General features: G+C 66.3%; 18 protein-coding genes and 2 pseudogenes. 18 read left to right on the plus strand and 2 right to left on the minus strand.

Annotated elements, in window-relative coordinates:
• The 17 genes and pseudogenes from ACTU6U_RS14630 to ACTU6U_RS14710 all read left to right on the plus strand — a co-directional run.
• Window positions 1–855, plus strand: a pseudogene (locus ACTU6U_RS14630) (primosomal protein); the annotation flags it as partial.
• A complete protein-coding gene (locus tag ACTU6U_RS14635) occupies window positions 856–1,887 on the plus strand; it encodes an HAD-IIA family hydrolase (RefSeq protein WP_443469851.1) in 1,032 nt (343 codons plus the stop codon).
• Window positions 1,888–1,944: 57 nt separating this feature from the next.
• The gene (locus ACTU6U_RS14640; RefSeq protein ID WP_443469852.1) at window positions 1,945–2,124 is read left to right on the plus strand and encodes a hypothetical protein; all 180 of its coding nucleotides are present in this window, start codon (window positions 1,945–1,947) and stop codon (window positions 2,122–2,124) included.
• Entirely contained in the window at window positions 2,121–2,918 is a 798-nt protein-coding gene (locus tag ACTU6U_RS14645; RefSeq protein WP_443469853.1) for a TlyA family RNA methyltransferase, read from the plus strand. Before ACTU6U_RS14640 ends, ACTU6U_RS14645 begins: the two co-directional genes overlap by 4 nt.
• Window positions 2,915–3,826, plus strand: a complete 912-nt coding sequence (locus tag ACTU6U_RS14650) for an NAD kinase (protein ID WP_443469854.1) — start codon at window positions 2,915–2,917, stop codon at window positions 3,824–3,826. The genes ACTU6U_RS14645 and ACTU6U_RS14650 overlap by 4 nt, the downstream gene beginning before the upstream one ends.
• Window positions 3,823–5,532: a DNA repair protein RecN gene (recN, locus tag ACTU6U_RS14655; protein ID WP_443469855.1), complete on the plus strand. Its 1,710-nt coding sequence runs from the start codon at window positions 3,823–3,825 to the stop codon at window positions 5,530–5,532. The genes ACTU6U_RS14650 and recN overlap by 4 nt, the downstream gene beginning before the upstream one ends.
• 14 nt (window positions 5,533–5,546) lie before the next feature.
• Window positions 5,547–7,244: a CTP synthase gene (gene pyrG / locus ACTU6U_RS14660; RefSeq protein WP_443469887.1), complete on the plus strand. Its 1,698-nt coding sequence runs from the start codon at window positions 5,547–5,549 to the stop codon at window positions 7,242–7,244.
• Complete coding sequence (locus ACTU6U_RS14665) at window positions 7,237–7,809, plus strand: NUDIX domain-containing protein (RefSeq protein ID WP_443469856.1); 573 nt, start codon at window positions 7,237–7,239, stop codon at window positions 7,807–7,809. Before pyrG ends, ACTU6U_RS14665 begins: the two co-directional genes overlap by 8 nt.
• Window positions 7,810–7,811: 2 nt before the next feature.
• Window positions 7,812–8,714 carry a site-specific tyrosine recombinase XerD gene (gene xerD, locus ACTU6U_RS14670; protein ID WP_443469857.1) on the plus strand — a complete coding sequence of 301 codons (903 nt, stop codon included), beginning with the start codon at window positions 7,812–7,814 and terminating at the stop codon, window positions 8,712–8,714.
• A 144-nt stretch (window positions 8,715–8,858) separates the two neighbouring features.
• Entirely contained in the window at window positions 8,859–9,692 is an 834-nt protein-coding gene (locus ACTU6U_RS14675) for a ParA family protein (RefSeq protein WP_443469888.1), read from the plus strand.
• Window positions 9,676–10,506: a segregation and condensation protein A gene (locus ACTU6U_RS14680; RefSeq protein WP_443469858.1), complete on the plus strand. Its 831-nt coding sequence runs from the start codon at window positions 9,676–9,678 to the stop codon at window positions 10,504–10,506. The genes ACTU6U_RS14675 and ACTU6U_RS14680 overlap by 17 nt, the downstream gene beginning before the upstream one ends.
• Window positions 10,496–11,092, plus strand: coding sequence for an SMC-Scp complex subunit ScpB (scpB, locus tag ACTU6U_RS14685; RefSeq protein WP_443469859.1), 597 nt, complete (start codon window positions 10,496–10,498; stop codon window positions 11,090–11,092). Before ACTU6U_RS14680 ends, scpB begins: the two co-directional genes overlap by 11 nt.
• Window positions 11,089–11,901 carry a pseudouridine synthase gene (locus ACTU6U_RS14690; protein WP_443469860.1) on the plus strand — a complete coding sequence of 271 codons (813 nt, stop codon included), beginning with the start codon at window positions 11,089–11,091 and terminating at the stop codon, window positions 11,899–11,901. The genes scpB and ACTU6U_RS14690 overlap by 4 nt, the downstream gene beginning before the upstream one ends.
• On the plus strand, window positions 11,898–13,022 hold the full coding sequence (locus ACTU6U_RS14695) for a prephenate dehydrogenase (protein WP_443469861.1): 1,125 nt from the start codon (window positions 11,898–11,900) through the stop codon (window positions 13,020–13,022). Before ACTU6U_RS14690 ends, ACTU6U_RS14695 begins: the two co-directional genes overlap by 4 nt.
• Entirely contained in the window at window positions 13,015–13,692 is a 678-nt protein-coding gene (gene cmk / locus ACTU6U_RS14700; RefSeq protein ID WP_443469862.1) for a (d)CMP kinase, read from the plus strand. Before ACTU6U_RS14695 ends, cmk begins: the two co-directional genes overlap by 8 nt.
• Window positions 13,682–15,205, plus strand: a complete 1,524-nt coding sequence (der, locus tag ACTU6U_RS14705; RefSeq protein WP_443469863.1) for a ribosome biogenesis GTPase Der — start codon at window positions 13,682–13,684, stop codon at window positions 15,203–15,205. Before cmk ends, der begins: the two co-directional genes overlap by 11 nt.
• Window positions 15,206–15,303: 98 nt before the next feature.
• Window positions 15,304–16,374: a Glu/Leu/Phe/Val dehydrogenase family protein gene (locus ACTU6U_RS14710; RefSeq protein WP_443469864.1), complete on the plus strand. Its 1,071-nt coding sequence runs from the start codon at window positions 15,304–15,306 to the stop codon at window positions 16,372–16,374.
• Here the strand turns inward: ACTU6U_RS14710 and ACTU6U_RS14715 are convergent.
• Complete coding sequence (locus tag ACTU6U_RS14715) at window positions 16,371–16,928, minus strand: phosphorylase family protein (RefSeq protein WP_443469865.1); 558 nt, start codon at window positions 16,926–16,928, stop codon at window positions 16,371–16,373. The two genes, ACTU6U_RS14710 and ACTU6U_RS14715, sit on opposite strands and share 4 nt — an antisense overlap.
• Before the next feature lie 66 nt (window positions 16,929–16,994).
• Between ACTU6U_RS14715 and ACTU6U_RS14720 the strand changes: the two are divergent.
• Window positions 16,995–17,486 (plus strand): annotated as a pseudogene (locus ACTU6U_RS14720) (NUDIX domain-containing protein); the annotation flags it as partial.
• A 6-nt stretch (window positions 17,487–17,492) separates the two neighbouring features.
• Here ACTU6U_RS14720 and ACTU6U_RS14725 read toward each other — a convergent pair.
• A complete protein-coding gene (locus tag ACTU6U_RS14725) occupies window positions 17,493–17,852 on the minus strand; it encodes an Hsp15 family ribosome-associated heat shock protein (protein ID WP_417512574.1) in 360 nt (119 codons plus the stop codon).
• Window positions 17,853–17,872 lie beyond the last annotated feature (20 nt).

Here is a 17,872-nt window from a genome sequence, read left to right on the forward strand (position 1 = left end):
GCGGCTCCGCGTCGCGATGGTGACCGTCGTGAAGGTGGTTACCAGAAGCGCGATGGCGACCGCCGCACCGACACTCGGAACTCGACTGGCGGGCGCGGGTTCCCCCAGCGCGGCGGCGCAGGTCGCGAACGGCCTGATCGGCAGGCCGATGACCGTCCGCGCTACAACGACCCGGCGATTCCTGAAGACGTCACCGGCAGAGACCTTGCAGGTCCTGCGCGCAACGAGCTGAAGACTTTGAGCAAGGAGAACGCCGAAGAGGTTGCGCGTCACCTTGCAATGGCCTCGCGCCTCATTGATGAGGATCCGGCTCTTGCGCATGAGCATGCGCTGGCGGCATCCCGTCGCGCAGGCCGCATCGCGCTCGTGCGCGAAACACTTGGCATCACCGCGTACGCAACGGGCGACTTCGCTCTCGCGCTTCGTGAACTTCGCACCTACCGCCGTATCTCGGGCAAAGACGACCAGATCGCGCTCATGGTCGACAGCGAGCGCGGGGTAGGCCGGCCTGACCGCGCGCTTGAAACGGGTCGTGCCGTGGATCGTGCTGCGCTTTCCGCTCCGGTCCGGGTTGCGCTTGCGATCGCGATGTCGGGTGCGCGTCTTGATCTCGGCGAGCTTGAGCTCGCACTCGGCGAGCTGCAGATCCCTGAGCTCGACCCGAATCGCGCCTTTGAGTGGAGCCCGGCGCTGTTCGGCGCACACGCTGCTGTCCTCGAGGACCTCGGACGCGAAGACGAGGCGGCGTACTGGGCAGAGCGCGCTGAAGTCGCAGCCGACGCGCTTGGAATGGGCGATGACGACGAGGACGAGATCGTCGTCGAAGATGGTCTGGTCGAAGAACAGGACGACTGAGTGGGACTCTTCTCCAAAGCACGGGCGACTCCTCTGGACGGCGTCGATGTCGTCCTCGCTGACCTTGACGGCGTCGTCTACGCGGGTCCCGGCGCTCTGCCGCATGCGGTGGAGAGCCTCAACCGCGCCGCGCAGACCCGCCGGATCGGGTACATCACCAACAACGCGTCGCGCACCGACGCATCCGTCGCGTCCCACCTGACTGAGCTTGGTCTCTCGGTCGCACCCCATGAGGTCGTCACGAGCCCACAGGCGGCGATGCGCTTGCTGGCATCGATTGTTCCCGCGCCCGCCACACTCCTCATCGTGGGTGGCGATGGCCTGGTCGTCGAGGCGGAGAAGGCCGGCTATCGCGTCACGCGCAGCGCGGATGACGCCCCGGATGCCGTGGTGCAGGGCTTCTCGCCCGACATCGCCTGGACCGACCTTGCCGAGGCGGCCTTCGCGCTGAAGCTGCCGGAGGACGAGGGCGGCATCCCCTGGATCGCCACCAACACCGACTGGACGATCCCGCGCGAGCGGGGAGTCGCCCCGGGCAACGGCACTTTGGTGTCTGCCGTCCACACGGCGATCGGCCGCTTGGCGACCGTTGCGGGCAAACCCGAGATGCCGATCTTCGAGGAGGCGATCGCTCGCTTCGGCGCGAAACGATCGCTGTTCATCGGTGACCGTCTCGACACCGACATTCTCGGCGCCGCACGAGTCGGTATCGACTCTGCGCTGGTGCTCACGGGTATCGACCGGCCGAAGCACGTGCTTGCGGCGCCGGAAGGCTCCCGGCCCACCTACGTGCTCAGCGACCTGCGTGAACTGCATGAACCGTACCCAGTAGCTCAGCGCAAGAACGGCGCGGTCACGGTCAACGGCGCATCCGTTCGTGTCGTCGGCGGCGACGTGGAGATCCTCGCTGAGGGAACGCGCCAGATCGACCTCGTCCGTGCGGGTGCAACGGCGATCTGGGAGTCCGGAACACCGGTCTTCGTGCTGAACGTTCCGGAGAAGCTCTTCGAGGACCCGTTCCACCGTCCCTGAGCGCTCTTCTGCGTGCGCCCTCCCGAGCATGTCGGCACCTCGACGTAAAGTGGAACTGTGAGCGACGACACTGATACGCAGCCGACTGACGGACTGTGGAGCCGTCTGCGTCTGATCGAGGGACAGCCCTTAGCCGCGCGCGCCGACGCCTACGCCACGGTCCACGATGAGCTGTTCCGCCGCTTGGAGAGCGGCGCGCGGCTCGACTCCATGAAGTCTCCGTCAGGGGACCGGTGACTCGTCTCGACGCCGCCCTTGCACTGCGCGGGCTGGCGCGTTCGCGTACCCAGGCAAGCACTCTGATCGCGGCCGGCCTCGTGAGCGTCGATGGCCGCCCGATCGTGAAGGCCTCGACGGCGGTCTCTGACGACGCTGAGATCACCGTCGCCGAGACCGATCACTACGTCAGCCGGGGCGCTCACAAGCTTGTTGCCGCACTCGACGTCTTCGCGGTTCCGGTGACCGGGCGACTCGCGCTCGACATGGGAGCATCCACCGGCGGATTCACGCAGGTGCTCCGCGAGCGCGGGGCTCGAAAGGTGCTGGCAGTCGATGTCGGGCACGGGCAGCTCGCACCCTCTGTCGCGGATGACCCAGGGGTCGTGAGCGTCGAAGGATTCAACGTCCGGTACATGACGCCGCAGAACCTCAGTGAGGCCACCGCGGAGTCGGCCGTGCCGGAGCTCATCGTCGGCGACCTGTCGTTCATCTCACTCGAGCTGATCCTTCCGGCGGTAGCCGCTGTCGCAGCATCCGATGCCGACATCGTGCTGCTGGTGAAGCCGCAGTTCGAAGTAGGACGCACCGCCGTCAGAGGCGGCCTGGTGACCGACCCAGCGACCCGCGCGGACGCGGTCTCCCGCGTCGCATGGAACGCGTGGGATGCGGGACTGGGGATGCGGGGGATCGCCGCATCACCCATTCTCGGAACACACGGGAATGCGGAGTTCCTCGTTCACCTGAGCCCCGGACGGGGGAGTGATCCGTCACAATGGACAGGACGCATCAACGAGCTGGCAGGAGGACGATGAACGAGCGCAACATCCTGGTCGTTGCTCACGCGGGCCGAGACGACACCGTCGCTGCAGCCCGCCGCGTCATCGAACTGCTTCGCGCTGCCGGTGCGAGGCCAGTCCTCGCGGTAGAAGACCGAACTGAACTCTCTGCCGTCGACGAAGAATTCTCCACTGTCGATGCGCTGGGCCAAGAAGTCGGCGTCGACGATCTCGAACTCGCGATCGTGCTGGGCGGAGACGGGACGATCCTGCGTGCCGCCGAGCTCGTCCGCGGCACCCACAGCGCTCCTGTGCTCGGCATCAATATGGGGCACGTCGGATTCCTCGCTGAGATCGAGCGCGACGCCATGGTCGATGCTGTCGAGCGCGTCATCGCACGCGATTACGTCGTTGAGGAGCGCCTCGCTCTCGCCGTGCGCGTCAAGGATGCCCTCGGCGACGTCGTCTTCGAGACCTGGGCACTGAACGAGGCGACCGTCGAGAAGGCGAGTCGAGAGCGCATGATCGAGGTCGTCGTCGAGATCGACGGCCGCCCGCTGTCGAGTTACGGCTGCGATGGAATGGTCATCTCCACCCCGACCGGTTCGACCGCCTACAACTTCTCGGCGGGAGGCCCGGTCATCTGGCCCACTGTCGAGGCCATCGCCGTGGTTCCGCTCTCGGCTCATGCGCTGTTCGCACGACCCATTGTCGTCAGCCCAGATGCCTCGGTCGCGATCGAGGTGCTCGAGCGGACGAGTGGCACCGGCATCCTCTGGTGCGACGGGCGTCGCTCGCATGAGCTTCCACCGGGTGCTCGCGTCGTCGTGCGGCGCTCATCGCGCCCGGTGCGTCTCGCGCGACTTCACCCGACCGCATTCACTGATCGCCTCGTGCGCAAGCTCCAGTTGCCTGTGGCTGGCTGGCGTGGAGCGGCAACGTGATCGAAGAGATGCGGATGCAGGGGCTCGGCGTCATCGACGACGCAGTGCTCCCGCTCGGCCCAGGTTTCACCGCGATCACTGGTGAGACCGGCGCGGGAAAGACCATGGTCGTCACCGGGCTGGGATTGCTCCTCGGTCAACGTGCTGATTCCGGTGCGGTGCGCGCCGGCGCGAAGCAGGCGTCGGTCGCGGGAGTCTGGATCGTCCCCGCTGAAGGCAGCGTCGCCGATATCGTCGCCGACGCCGGGGGAGAGCTCGAGGCTCTCGACACGGCAGATGGCGAGAAGGCGCAGGGCGAGCTCTATGTCTCGCGCAGCCTCAGCGCCGAGGGTCGCAGCCGCGCAAGCGTCGGAGGTCGCGCGGCCCCAGCCGGGGTGCTCTCCGCGCTGGCCGATGAGCTCGTGGTGGTGCATGGTCAATCCGAGCAACTGCGATTGCGCTCGTCGGCTGCTCAGCGCGAAGCACTGGATCGCTTCGGCGGCGCGCCGATCGCGACGGCGCACGAGCGCTACGCGGCGTCGTTCGCGCGATGGCGTGAACTGGATGCTGAGATCACTGATCTCTCGGAGAACCGAGACCGCCGGGCCGAGGAAGCTGCTCGCCTGCGCGAAGCACTCGCGCTGATTGAGGCGACGGACCCGGAGGAGGGTGAGGACATCGTTCTCGCCGAGCGCGCCGAGCGGCTCGCGAATGCAGAAGAGCTGCGCCTTGCGGCATCCACTGCTCGCAATGCGATCTCGAGCGAAGAGGGCGAGACGGATGCTTCGGCACTTGTCGCCGAAGCGAAGCGCGAGCTTGAGCGTGCGACAGATTCGGTACTCTCGAGCATCGCGGAGGGCGTAGCTGATGTCGGCTACCGCCTCGCCGATCTCGCCCTGCAGCTGTCAGCGTACCTCGCCGACCTCGATGAGACCGGACCACTCGAACTCGCCGCGGTCGAAGAGCGTCGTGCTGCGCTGACGGTGCTCGCGCGCGCGCATGGGTCCCTTGACGAGGCACGCGAAGTCTGGCGCACGGGATCCACCCGTCTTGCTGAACTCGACGACGATGGTGATCGACTCGAACGGCTGCAGGCTGAGCGCGATGCCGCGCGTGCCGATCTTGACGTGGCAGCTGCCGCTCTCACCGCCGCGCGGACCGAAGCCGCGGTCCGACTGGGCGCAGAGGTCACAGAAGAGCTCCACGCGCTGGCGATGCCCGATGCCCGGCTCGAGGTTGCTGTGCGCGAGGGTGCAGAGAGCACGCACGGTCGTGACGATGTCGCGATCCTTCTCGCCCCTCATCCTGGTGCTGAACCACGATCAGTCGCAAAGAGCGCGTCAGGTGGTGAACTCTCGCGAGTGATGCTCGCGATCGAGGTCGTGATCGCCGGCACGGATCCGGTTCCTACGTTCGTATTCGACGAGGTCGATGCCGGCATCGGTGGTGCCGCTGCGATCGAAGTCGGGCGGCGACTCGCCCGACTCGCAGAGTCATCGCAGGTGATCGCAGTGACCCACTTGGCCCAGGTCGCAGCGTTCGCGTCGAACCATCTTTCCGTTGTGAAGTCCAATGACGGCGCGGTCACCGCGTCGAACGTGCGGCGTCTGGAGGGGACCGAACGCGAGGCCGAGATGGCGCGTCTGCTGTCGGGACTCGCCGATTCGGATGCTGCTCTCACCCACGCCCGAGAACTTCTCAGTCTCGCGGCCCCGGCTAACTGTTAGGATTGAAGCCCGTGATGAACTCTTCTGCTGCGGGGCCCGAAAACGACACGACCAAACACATCTTCGTGACAGGTGGTGTCGTTTCTTCATTGGGCAAAGGCCTGACGGCAGCAAGCCTCGGCAACCTGCTCACAGCGCGCGGACTGCGTGTGGTCATGCAGAAGCTCGATCCCTATCTGAACGTGGATCCGGGCACGATGAACCCGTTCCAGCACGGTGAGGTCTTCGTCACCGACGACGGTGCAGAGACCGATCTCGACATCGGACATTACGAGCGCTTCCTCGACATCAACCTGTCGCAGGCCGCTAACGTCACCACCGGTCAGATCTACTCCCAGGTGATCGCGAAGGAGCGCCGCGGAGAGTACCTCGGCGACACCGTGCAGGTCATCCCGCACATCACCGACGAGATCAAGCGCCGCATGCGCTTGCAGGCCACTGAAGAGCCGCGTCCCGACGTCATCATCACCGAGGTCGGCGGCACGGTCGGCGACATCGAATCGCAGCCGTTCCTCGAAGCTGCCCGCCAGCTGCGTCATGAGCTCGGACGCGACAGCGTGTTCTTCGTGCACGTTTCGCTCGTGCCGTTCATGGGCGCCTCGGGTGAGCAGAAGACCAAGCCCACCCAGCACTCGGTCGCAGCCCTCCGCCAGGTCGGCATTCAGCCTGATGCACTCGTGCTGCGCAGCGATCGTCCGGTGAGCGAGTCCAACCGCAGCAAGATCGCTCTGATGTGCGACGTCGACGCAGAAGGCGTCATCAACACCGTCGACCTGCCGAGCATCTACGACATCCCCTCGACGCTGAACGATCAGGGGCTCGACTCCTACATCGTCCGCAGGCTTGGTCTCGATGTGAAGGCCGCGTCCGAGGTCGACTGGTCCCGCTGGCAGAAGGTGCTGCAGGCTGTCCACAATCCCAAGCACGAGGTCACGATCGGCCTGGTCGGCAAGTACATCGACCTGCCGGACGCGTACCTGTCGGTGACAGAGGCGCTCCGCGCCGGTGGATTCGCGCACGAGGCGCACGTCAGCATCCGCTGGATTCCCTCTGACTCGTGCGAAACGCCTGAGGGCGCGGCCAAGGCTCTCAGGGATCTCGATGGAATCTGTGTTCCCGGCGGCTTCGGCATCCGCGGCATCGAAGGAAAGCTTGGTGCGCTGAAGTTCGCCCGAGAACAGGGCATTCCCACGCTCGGTCTCTGCCTTGGCCTGCAGTGCATGGTCATCGAGTACGGCCGCAACATGGCGGGCATCGCGGAGGCTTCCTCCAGCGAGTTCGACCCGGAGACGTCCGAGCCGGTCATCGCGACGATGGCAGAGCAGGTCGACATTCTCGAGGGCGGCGACCTCGGCGGCACCATGCGCCTCGGTCTCTACAAGGCAGCTCTCGTTGAAGGCTCGCTCGCCGCAGAGGTCTACGGCAGCACGGAGATCTCCGAACGACACCGTCACCGGTACGAGGTCAACAACGCCTACCGTGCACGTCTTGCGGAAGCTGGTCTGGTGTTCTCGGGACTCAACCCCGAGCTCGACCTCGTCGAGTTCGTCGAGCTGCCGCGCGACGTTCACCCGTACTACATCGCGACCCAGGCGCACCCCGAACTGCGCTCGCGGCCGACCGATCCGCACCCGCTGTTCCGCGGTCTCATCGGCGCAGCGATCGAACGACACCGCTCCAGCGAGCTGTTCGACGTCGAAGAAGATGACTGAGGCCGCAGAGCTCCGCGACGAGCCCTTCGAGCCGCAGGTTCTGCAGAGCGACCTGGTCTACAAGGGCTGGGTGTGGGACGTCCGCTCCGACCGCGTTGCGTACGGTGATGGCGAGATCATTCGCGAGTACGTCGCGCACACCGGTGCCGTGGCGGTGCTCGCTCTCGACGATGCGGGGCGAGTGTTGCTGATTCAGCAGTACCGGCATCCGATTCGCCACCGTGATTGGGAGCTGCCCGCAGGTCTTCTCGATATCGAAGGAGAAGACCCGCTGGTCGCGGCACAGCGCGAGCTCGCAGAGGAGACGGACATTGTCGCGCGCGACTGGCGGCTGCTGACGTCGAGCTGGACCACTCCAGGCGGCAACAGCGAGCTCATCCGCATCTATCTCGCGACCGGCATCGAGGCGGCGCCAGAGGCCTTCGACCGTGAGGGCGAAGAGGCCGACATCCGCATGGAGTGGGTGCCGCTCTCCGACGCCGTCGACGCTGTCCTGGACGGGCGGCTCCGCAACGGCATCCTGACTATCGGCGTCCTGGCGGCCGAGCGGACCCTGCGGCAGTAGTCATGCGGGTAGACCGTGCGATCGACGCGTATCTGCGCCACATCACGGTCGAGCGCGGTCTCTCGGAGCACACCGTCGGTGCGTACCGCCGCGATCTCGCCGTCTACCAGGCCTGGCTGACCGATGCCGGGATGGACGACACCGCAGCGGTGAGCGGGTCGATCATCGGCCGGTTCATCGCTGACCGCTCGGCTGCGGTGCCGATACCGGCGGCGACGAGCCTGGCGCGACTGCAGTCATCGGTGCGTGGCCTGCACCGATTCCTCGTGCGCGAGGGGATCGAAGTCGAGGATCCGACCGGCCGGTTGCGGCCGCCCAAGACGCCGCAGCGACTGCCGAAAGCGCTCACGATCGATCAGGTCGAGCGGCTGCTTGGTGCGCCCTCTGCGGAGGAGCCTCTGGGCATCAGGGACCGGGCCCTGCTCGAACTGCTGTACGCGACGGGTGCGCGCGTCTCCGAGGCCATCGGACTCGACGTCGACGACCTCGCGCACGGGGATGTTCTGCGGCTGTACGGAAAAGGGTCGAAGGAGCGGATCGTGCCGATCGGCTCTTTCGCGAGGGATGCTGTGGATGCCTACCTCACGCGGGTGAGGCCCGCCCTCGCGGCGAAGGGCAGAGCGTCGGCCAAGCTGTTCCTCGGGGCGCGCGGGGCGCCGCTGTCGAGACAGAGCGCGTGGCTGGTGATTCGCTCTGCCGCCGAGCGGGCGCAGATCACCGCCGAGGTCTCTCCGCATACTCTGCGGCACTCGTTCGCCACACATCTGCTGCAGGGCGGGGCCGATGTGCGTGTGGTGCAGGAGCTGCTCGGTCATGCCTCCGTGGCGACGACGCAGATCTACACGCACGTCTCGGTAGACACTCTGCGAGATATCTACGCGACCTCTCATCCCCGAGCGCGCTGAGACTATCGGGGATCGCCGAGACGGGAAGACGCGGAATCGCGGGCGAATAGCTAGAATCGAGCAAGCATGAGGGAAGCAGGAGACTCGGTGGTTCAGAACGCGGCGAAGACCAAGGGCAAGAAGTCCAAGGTCGACGACACTCCCATGGGCCCCACCGGCCGCCCCTACCAGGGCTTCGCAACCCCCGCACCGCTCGAGTCCCACGGGCCGGCGCGCATCATCGCGCTGTGCAACCAGAAGGGCGGCGTCGGCAAGACGACGACAACGATCAACCTCGCGGCCGCCCTCGCCGAGTACGGGCGCAAGGTGCTCGCCGTCGACTTCGACCCGCAGGGGGCACTCTCTGCCGGCCTCGGCATCCCGACGCACGATGTACCCACGATCTACGACCTGCTGCTGGACACCAAGCGCGACGTGCACGAGGTCATCGTGCACTCCGGCGTTGAAGGCCTAGACGTCCTTCCCGCCAACATCGACCTCTCGGCTGCCGAAGTGCACCTGGTCAACGAGGTCGCTCGCGAAACGATCCTCGCCAGGGTGCTGCGTCAGGTCGCGGGGGAGTACGACGTCATCCTCATCGACTGCCAGCCCTCGCTCGGACTGCTCACCGTCAACGCGCTCACCGCCAGCCACGGTGTGTTGGTGCCGCTGGAGTGCGAGTTCTTCGCCCTGCGCGGCGTGGCGCTGCTCATCGAGACGATCGAGAAGGTGCGCGATCGCCTGAACCCCGACATCAAGCTCGACGGTCTGCTCGCGACGATGTACGACGCCCGCACGCTGCACTCGCGTGAGGTGCTCGAGCGCGTGGTCGAGGCCTTCGGCGATGACGTGCTCGAGACCGTGATCGGCCGCACCGTGAAGTTCCCCGACGCATCGGTGTCGGGTGTTCCCATCACCGAGTTCGCGCCGGAGCATGCCGCCGCCCAGGCGTACCTGCGACTGGCCCGGGAGCTGGTCGCCCGTGGCGCCGTCGCCTGAGACTGACCCTGTCGAAGCGGTCCCTGAGCCTGTCGAAGGGTTTCGTGTCTCGCTGACGAACTTCGATGGTCCCTTCGACCTGCTGCTGAACCTCATCTCGAAGCACGAGATGGATATCACCGAAGTTTCGCTGAGCGCGGTGACGAACGAGTTCATCGCGTATCTGAAAGAGCTCGAGCACGATGAAGAGCTCGATCAGGCGTCCGAGTTCCTTGTCGTAGCGGCGACCCTGTTGGACATGAAGGTCGCAGGTCTCCTCCCTCAGGGCGAGCTCGTCGACGCCGAGTCCGTCGCGCTGCTCGAAGCACGCGACCTGCTGTTCGCCCGTCTGCTGCAGTACCGGGCATTCAAAGAGGTCTCCACCTGGTTCGCGCGGTGCCTGGTTCGTGAGGATCGCCGACACACTCGTGCGGTGCGACTCGACGAGAAGTACCGGCGCCAGACGCCGGAGCTGGTGTGGACGCTCAGCCTGGACGATTTCGCCGCCATCGCGCTGCTCGCCTTCGCTCCCAAAGAACTTCCCCATGTCGGCCTCGATCATCTGCACGCACCGCTGGTCAGCATCAGGGAGCAGGCGGCGATCGTCGTGACGCTCCTACGCAGCTCCGAGTCACTGACCTTCCGCGAGCTGGTCGCGGGCGCAACGGAGCCAGGGATCGTCGTCGCACGCTTCATCTCGGTCCTCGAGCTGTACCGACACGCGGCGCTGTCCTTCGAACAACTGGAACCGCTCGGCGAGCTGACGCTGCGCTGGGCCACCGACTCCTGGTCGGATGAGACGCTTGCGAGCCTGGGGGCTGATTATGACCGATGACACTTCGATGGACTCAGCGACCGTAGTCGAGACACCGCTCACCGAGCGGATCGAAGCCATCCTGCTGATCATCGACGAGCCGCTGGGTCTCGTCGCGCTCGCCGCAGCCGTCAGTGCGCCCGTGCCGGCCGTCAGACAGAGCCTCGAGCGACTGGTCGACGAGTACGACGGCAACGGCGATGGGCCACGGCGCGGTTTCGAACTGCGCGAGGTCGGTGGGGGCTGGCGGCTCTACGTGCGCGAGGAGCACGATGCTCTCGTCGCCGAGTTCGTGGGCGGACAAGCACCCGCGCGGCTCTCACAGGCAGCCCTCGAGACCCTGGCCGTGATCGCCTACAAGCAGCCGGTCACGCGCAGTCAGGTGGCATCCATCCGCGCGGTGAACGTGGACTCGGTCGTCCGTACGCTGCTTGCCCGCGGCCTCATCACAGAACTGTTCGCCGATTCAGAAACCGGCGCCATCAACTACGGCACGACAGACGCCCTGCTGCAGAACCTCGGTATCAACTCGCTCGACGAGCTGCCTCCGATCTCTCCGCTGCTCGACGACGGTGCCGACGGATTCGACGAAGGAACCATCAGATGAATACTCCGATCCCTGAGCCTGTCGACGGGTCGACGCCACCAGAGGGCGTCCGCCTGCAGAAGGTGCTCGCCGCTGCGGGCGTCGCATCCCGCCGAGTGGTGGAGCAGTACATCGTCGAGGGGCGCATCCGAGTCAACGGCGTCGTCGTCGAAGAACTCGGCCGTCGTATCGACCCCGAGAACGACCTCGTCGACGTGGACGGCACAGCGATCCAGCTGGATGTCTCCAAGCGCTACGTGATGCTCAACAAGCCCACCGGCGTCGTGAGCACGATGAAGGACGAGAACGGTCGTCCTGACCTGCGCCGCTTCACCGGCGACTACGAGGAGCGTCTCTACAACGTCGGCCGCTTGGATGCCGAGACCAGCGGTCTGCTCATCCTCACGAACGACGGCGAGCTCGCACACGTGCTCGCACACCCCTCGTTCGGGGTCACCAAGGTGTACATCGCGAAGGTCACCGGTCAGGTCACGGCGCAGACGATCGCCAAGCTCACCAAGGGCTTCGACCTCGAAGACGGATTCATCAAGGCAGACAAGGCGCGCCTGTTGGATTCGTCGAAGGGCGCGAGCCTGGTCGAACTGACTCTGCACTCCGGACGCAACCGGATCGTGCGTCGGATGCTCGCCGCTGTGGAGCATCCGGTCACCGAACTCGTGCGTCGTCAGTTCGGTCCGCTCCACCTGGGAACGCTCCCTGCGGGGAAGTCCCGCGAACTGAGTAAAATCGAACGTGGTGCGCTTCTGACTCTCGCGCGCCATGATGCCCCTGCGGACGCTACGCCGGGAGACGCCCAGGAGAACGAGTGAGCGATACCGCCAAGACGCATGGCAACGGCAACGCGCCGCGTCTTTCGGGGACGGTCAGAATCGTCGGAGCGGGTCTGCTCGGCGCGAGTATCGGCCACGCGCTGAGCGCGAAGGGCATCGATGTCGTTCTCTCGGATGCTTCACCGGCGCAGCTGCGTCTGGCGATCGACTACGGCGCGGGCCGCGCTGCGCGCGATGACGATGCTCCGGCGTTGATCGTGGTCTGCGTGCCGCCGGATGTCACCGCCGACGTTGTCGAAGCGGAACTCACCCGATTCCCGGATGCCGTCGTGACGGACGTCGCGAGTGTGAAGCTCGAGCCGTTCCGAGAGCTCACCGCTCGCGGCGTGGACACCACCCGCTATATCGGCTCGCATCCGCTCGCCGGGCGTGAGCGCGGGGGAGCGATTTCCGCACGTGCAGACCTCTTCATCGGACGTCCGTGGGTCGTCTGCCGTGACGAAGAGACTCGTGCCGCTGATCTCGCCCTGGTCGAAGACCTCGCGCTCGACGTCGGGGCGATGCCGTTGGAGATGACCCCTGAGGAGCACGACCGCTCGGTCGCACTCACCTCTCACGTGCCGCAGGTCGTGGCCAGTCTTCTCGCATCCCGCCTTGCGAGCGCTGATGAAGACGCCCTCCGGCTCGCCGGTCAGGGGGTTCGCGACACCACGCGAATCGCCGCCTCCGCACCTGAGCTGTGGGTGCAGATCCTCGGTGCGAATGCGCAGCCCGTCGTCGACGTGCTCGATGCGCTCGCCGCTGACCTGAAGACCGTGTCGGATGCTCTGCGCGAACCGACTGCGCCTGGTGCGCGCCGCGTCGTGGCCGAGGCGATCCGCCAGGGCAACGACGGCGTGGAGCGTCTGCCGGGAAAGCACGGCCAGAACAGCCGGTTCGAGCAACTCGTCGTCATGGTCGACGACACCCCAGGTCAACTGGGACGCCTGTTCGGCGAACTCGGCGAACTCGGTGTGAACGTGGAAGACCTGCGCCTGGAGCATTCGCCGGGCGCGCAGTTCGGCCTCGCAGAGATCAGTGTGGCGCCCGCTGCGCTGCTCGGTGCGGTGGAAGGGCTGCAGGAGCGCGGATGGCGGATTGCAGGAGCGACCAATGAGTGATTTCATCGCTATCGACGGGCCGGCAGGCTCGGGGAAGTCCAGTGTCTCCAAAGCCATCGCGCGTCAGCGCGGGTACGGACTTCTCGACACCGGTGCCGCTTACCGCGCTCTGGCATGGCTGATGCTCGAGAACCAGGCGGATACTGATGATGCCGAGGCTGTCATTGCCGCGGCATCCGATTTCGATCTGCGCCTCGGGCTCGACCCCGACGACCGCACGGTCGCCGTGGGAGACACCGACATCACCGCCGCCATCCGGGAGCCGCGCGTCTCGAGCGCGGTCAGCGGTGTGGCGCGTGTGCCTGCCGTGCGCGAGCAAGTCAACACCTTCTTCCGTTCATTGGTGGCGAATTCTCCGCTTCCTGCTGTCGTCGTCGAAGGACGCGACATCACCACCGTCGTCGCACCTGACGCTCCGGTGCGAATCCTCCTCACCGCCGCACCTCAGGTGCGTGCGGCCCGCCGTGCCGGCGAGCTCGCCGGAGAGAACGCGGCAGCCGTGGCAGAGGCGCTGCACAAGCGCGATGCTTCGGACAGTGCAGTGGTGGACTTCCTCAATGCCGCAGAAGGCGTTGAAGTCGTCGATTCGACTGCACTCGATTTTTCCCAGACCATCGACGCCGTACTCTCGGTGATCGACCGAAAGCAAGGAGCGGAACATGGCCGCTGAAGAAGAATATGAGGGTGGCGCTGACCACCTCGCCGAGAAGCTGAGCGAGCTCGACGAGCAGCTCGTCGAACAGCGCGCGGAGGCACTGCGCGCGGGTCTCGCCGACTACGACCTCGATGAGGATGACGCGGCGCTGCTCGCAGGTCTCACCCAGGGCGAGGGTGGGATCGAGTTCCTGCCTGCGTTGCCCGTGGTCGCGATCGTCGGACGCCCGAACGTCGGCAAGTCCGCACTCGTGAACCGCATCCTCGGTCGTCGTGAGGCCGTCGTGGAAGACACCCCGGGTGTCACCCGCGACCGCGTCACCTACAAGGCTGAGTGGAACGATCGCCGCTTCTCGCTGGTCGACACCGGCGGGTGGGAGCCCGACGCCAAGGGCATCGACCGCTCGGTCGCAGCTCAGGCAGAGGTCGCGATCGAACTGTGCGACGTCGTGCTCTTCGTCGTCGATGCGATGGTCGGCGCGACGTCGACCGATGAGCACGTGGTGAGGCTGCTGCGCAAGAGCGGTAAGCCGGTCTTCCTCGTCGCGAACAAGGTCGACGACACCCGCCAGGAGCCCGAGGCTGCGGCCCTGTGGAACCTCGGACTGGGTGAGCCATACCCGACCTCGGCCGTGCACGGGCGCGGCGTCGCCGACCTGCTCGATGCAGTGCTCGAGAAGCTTCCCTCAATCTCGGCCGTTGCGAAGTACGAGATCGGCGGACCCCGTCGCGTCGCGATCCTCGGCCGACCGAACGTCGGAAAGTCGTCGCTGCTGAACAAGGCCGCAGGCGAGGATCGCGTTGTCGTCAACGACCTCGCCGGCACCACGCGCGACCCGGTGGACGAGGTCGTCGAGCTCGGCGGCAAGCTCTGGCGCCTGGTCGACACCGCCGGCATCCGCCGTCGTGTGCACCTGCAGCAGGGTGCGGATTTCTACGCGTCCCTCCGCACCTCGGCAGCGCTCGAGAAGGCCGAAGTCGCCGTCGTCGTCCTCGATGTCTCCGAGACGATCAGCGAGCAGGATGTCCGCATCATCGATCTCGTGCTCGAATCAGGACGCGCACTCGTGCTCGCGTTCAACAAGTGGGATCGCCTGAACGACATCGACCTGGAGAACGCGGATCGTCGTCGCTATCTCGAGCGTGAGATCGAACAGGACCTCGCTCACGTCACGTGGGCGCCGCGGGTGAACATCTCGGCGAAGACCGGGCGCCACTTCGACAAGCTCGTACCGGCGCTCGAGACGGCGCTGGAGAACTGGGATCGTCGTATCCCCACCGGTAAGTTCAACGCGTTCCTCACCGAACTCGTCGCCGAGCACCCGCACCCGCTGCGCGGTGGCAAGCAGCCGCGCATCCTGTTCGGCACGCAGGCCTCGACGCGTCCGCCGACGTTCGTGCTGTTCACGACCGGGTTCCTCGACCCCGGCTACCGCCGGTTCATCCAGCGCCGCCTGCGCGAGCTGTACGAATTCGACGGCACGCCGATCGTGATCAACATGCGTGTGCGGGAGAAGCGCCAGCGCTAGTTGCCGCGCGCCAGGTTCAGTGGTGCAATGGATGGTGGATGCTGCGACCCTGCGGCATCCACCATCGCTGCCCACAAGGCCTGCCGAAAGAGGATGCAATGTCGCACACCCTGCCCCTTCCCGAGTTCTCCCACGAGCGGGTGGAGGTGACCACAGGCACGCGCAGCGGGCTCTTCATCGCTGTCGCGCTGCACTCCTCTGTGCTCGGCTCCGCGCTGGGCGGTGCGCGTCTGTGGACCTATCCGCACTGGAGTGACGCACTCGGCGACGCCCTGCGGCTTTCCGCGGCGATGACGCTCAAGAATGCGACCGCTGGTCTGGATGCTGGTGGCGGAAAGTCGGTCATCGGCCTCGAACCAGGCACCGAGCTCGACGCGGAGCGCCGTCGTGATGCTTTCCTCGACCTCGGTGATGTCGTGGAGTCATTCGGCGGTCTGTACCGCACGGCAGAAGACGTCGGATCGACCATGGATGACATGGCGGTCGTCGGTGAGCGCACCGCGCACGTCGTAGGCCTTCCGGATGCGGCCGGCGGCTCAGGGGAGCCTGCGGGTCCCACAAGCCTCGGAGTGTACGAGTCTCTGCGCGCGGTGCTGGAGCGCACCACCGGCAGCGCTGATGTCGCCGGTCGACGCATCACGATCTCCGGACTCGGACAGGTGGGCGGCCGTCTCGCCGTCCGACTCTCTGCCGAGGGTGCTGTGCTCACCGTCACCGATGTGAACCCGCAGCGCAAGCATCTCGCCGGCGAGCTCGGCGCGACATGGGCAGAACCCGGCACAGAGCACCTGCTTCCGGCAGACGTATTCGTTCCGGCCGGCATCGGCGGGCTGCTGACCGACGATGTCATCGATGCGCTCGACACCGCTGCCGTGTGCGGGCCGGCGAACAACCCGCTGGCATCGCATGAGGGCGCTGAGCGGCTGGCTGCGCGCGGCATCCTGTATGCGCCGGACTTCGTGGTGAACGCCGGTGGTGTGATCTACCTCGACCACGAGGCGAAGCAGCTCGGATCTCGCGACGAGATCATGGCTCGCGTCTCGCAGATCGGTGACACCGTACGGCGAATCCTCGCCGATGCGGACGAACGGGGGATCACCCCGCTCGAGGCTGCCGAAGAACTCGCGGCCGCACGGCTGCGCGATGGGGCATCGGCTCTCGCCGTTTAGACCCCGTAGACCTCGCGCACGCGTTCGCGCAGCTGGTGGCTGCACGCGGTGACGGCCTCGGTCCAGGTGGTGTTCGCATCGTCCTGGGCCCGGTCGGACACTGCCTTCCAGATGCGGATCGGAACGCCGAACTGCTCGGCGACCCACGCATAGGCGTAGGACTCCATGTCGACGAGGCGTCCGCCGAGTGAGCGGATAATCGTCACAGCCTCGGCGTCATCGATGAAGCTGTCTCCGGTGGCGATGGAGATGTCGCCGGCGCCGAGGCTCATGCGCTGCGGCATCGAGACGTGCTCGCCACGCACGCCCTCTTCGTTGATGACATCGTGCTGGAACGCCCAGTGGACCTCGTGAACGCCGGACTCGATGGTCTCATCGAGCGCACCGGCGGTGCCTACGACGAGGATCTCGTCGTAGGTCGCGGCGTCGAGCGCGCGGGTCAGCGCATAGGTCGCCTTGAGCTTGCCTGGGCCGGTCACCAGTCGGGTGAAGCCGGGAAGGTCTTCAGGGAAGGCGATGAGTTCGGAATCGAGGGCGGCAACGAGAAGCTTCACTCTCTTATTGTTTCAGAGCGCGTCGCAGATCGCCCGCTCACGCGGATGCTGTGAAAAGCTGGAGCGGTGACGATTGTTCCCCCCGCACCTGATGAGCCGCGACGCCCTGACGGGCCCCGCGACCCCGGAGACGCCTGGGTCGTGGCTGAGTCAGGAGAGCGGTACTGGGGCCGTTTCGGTGCCGCAGGACTGCTCGCGGTGGATTCTGAGCGAGGCATCCTGCTGCAGCACCGCGTGAGCTGGAGCCACTTCGGCGGCACCTGGGGTCTTCCCGGCGGCGCACTGCACGAGGGTGAAGAGCCCATCGATGGCGCGCTCCGCGAAGCCACCGAGGAAGCAGGGATTCCCGCTGGTGCAGTGCGAGTGAGCTTCACGACCGTTCTCGATCTGGGTATCTGGTCGTATACGACGGTGGTGGCCGATGTGATCACGCCGTTCGAAGCAGTGATCAGCGACCCGGAGAGCGTTGCCCTGGAGTGGGTTCCGATCGATGAGGTGACCGAGCGTCCGTTGCATCCGGGGTTCGCGAACGCGTGGCCCGCGCTGCGCGAGCGCCTCTGATCTTCAGTCGCGTCCGCGCAGCTTGTCGATATCGCGGCGCTCGCGCTTGGTGGGGCGCCCGGCTCCGCGATCGCGAAGACCGAGAGCGGCTATCGGTTCGCGTGGAGGGGTGCGATCCTCGTACGCGAGGGCTGCGACGGGGGCGCCGACGCGCTTGGTGAGCGTCTTGCGCACGGTGAGGATGCGGTCGAACCCGCTGATGCGGATGCGCAGCTCATCACCTGGCTTCACCGTCTGGGCGGCCTTGGCCTTCTCGCCGTTGACCCGTACATGCCCCGCTCGGCAAGCGGTCGTTGCCGCCGAGCGCGTCTTGTAGACGCGGATCGCCCATAGCCAGCTGTCGACTCGCACCGGGGCATCCATCAGCGCGTTCTGGTGCGGTA

Source organism: Microbacterium zouquanmingi, assembly GCF_052266695.1.
In the GTDB taxonomy this organism is placed as follows: Bacteria; Actinomycetota; Actinomycetes; order Actinomycetales; family Microbacteriaceae; genus Microbacterium.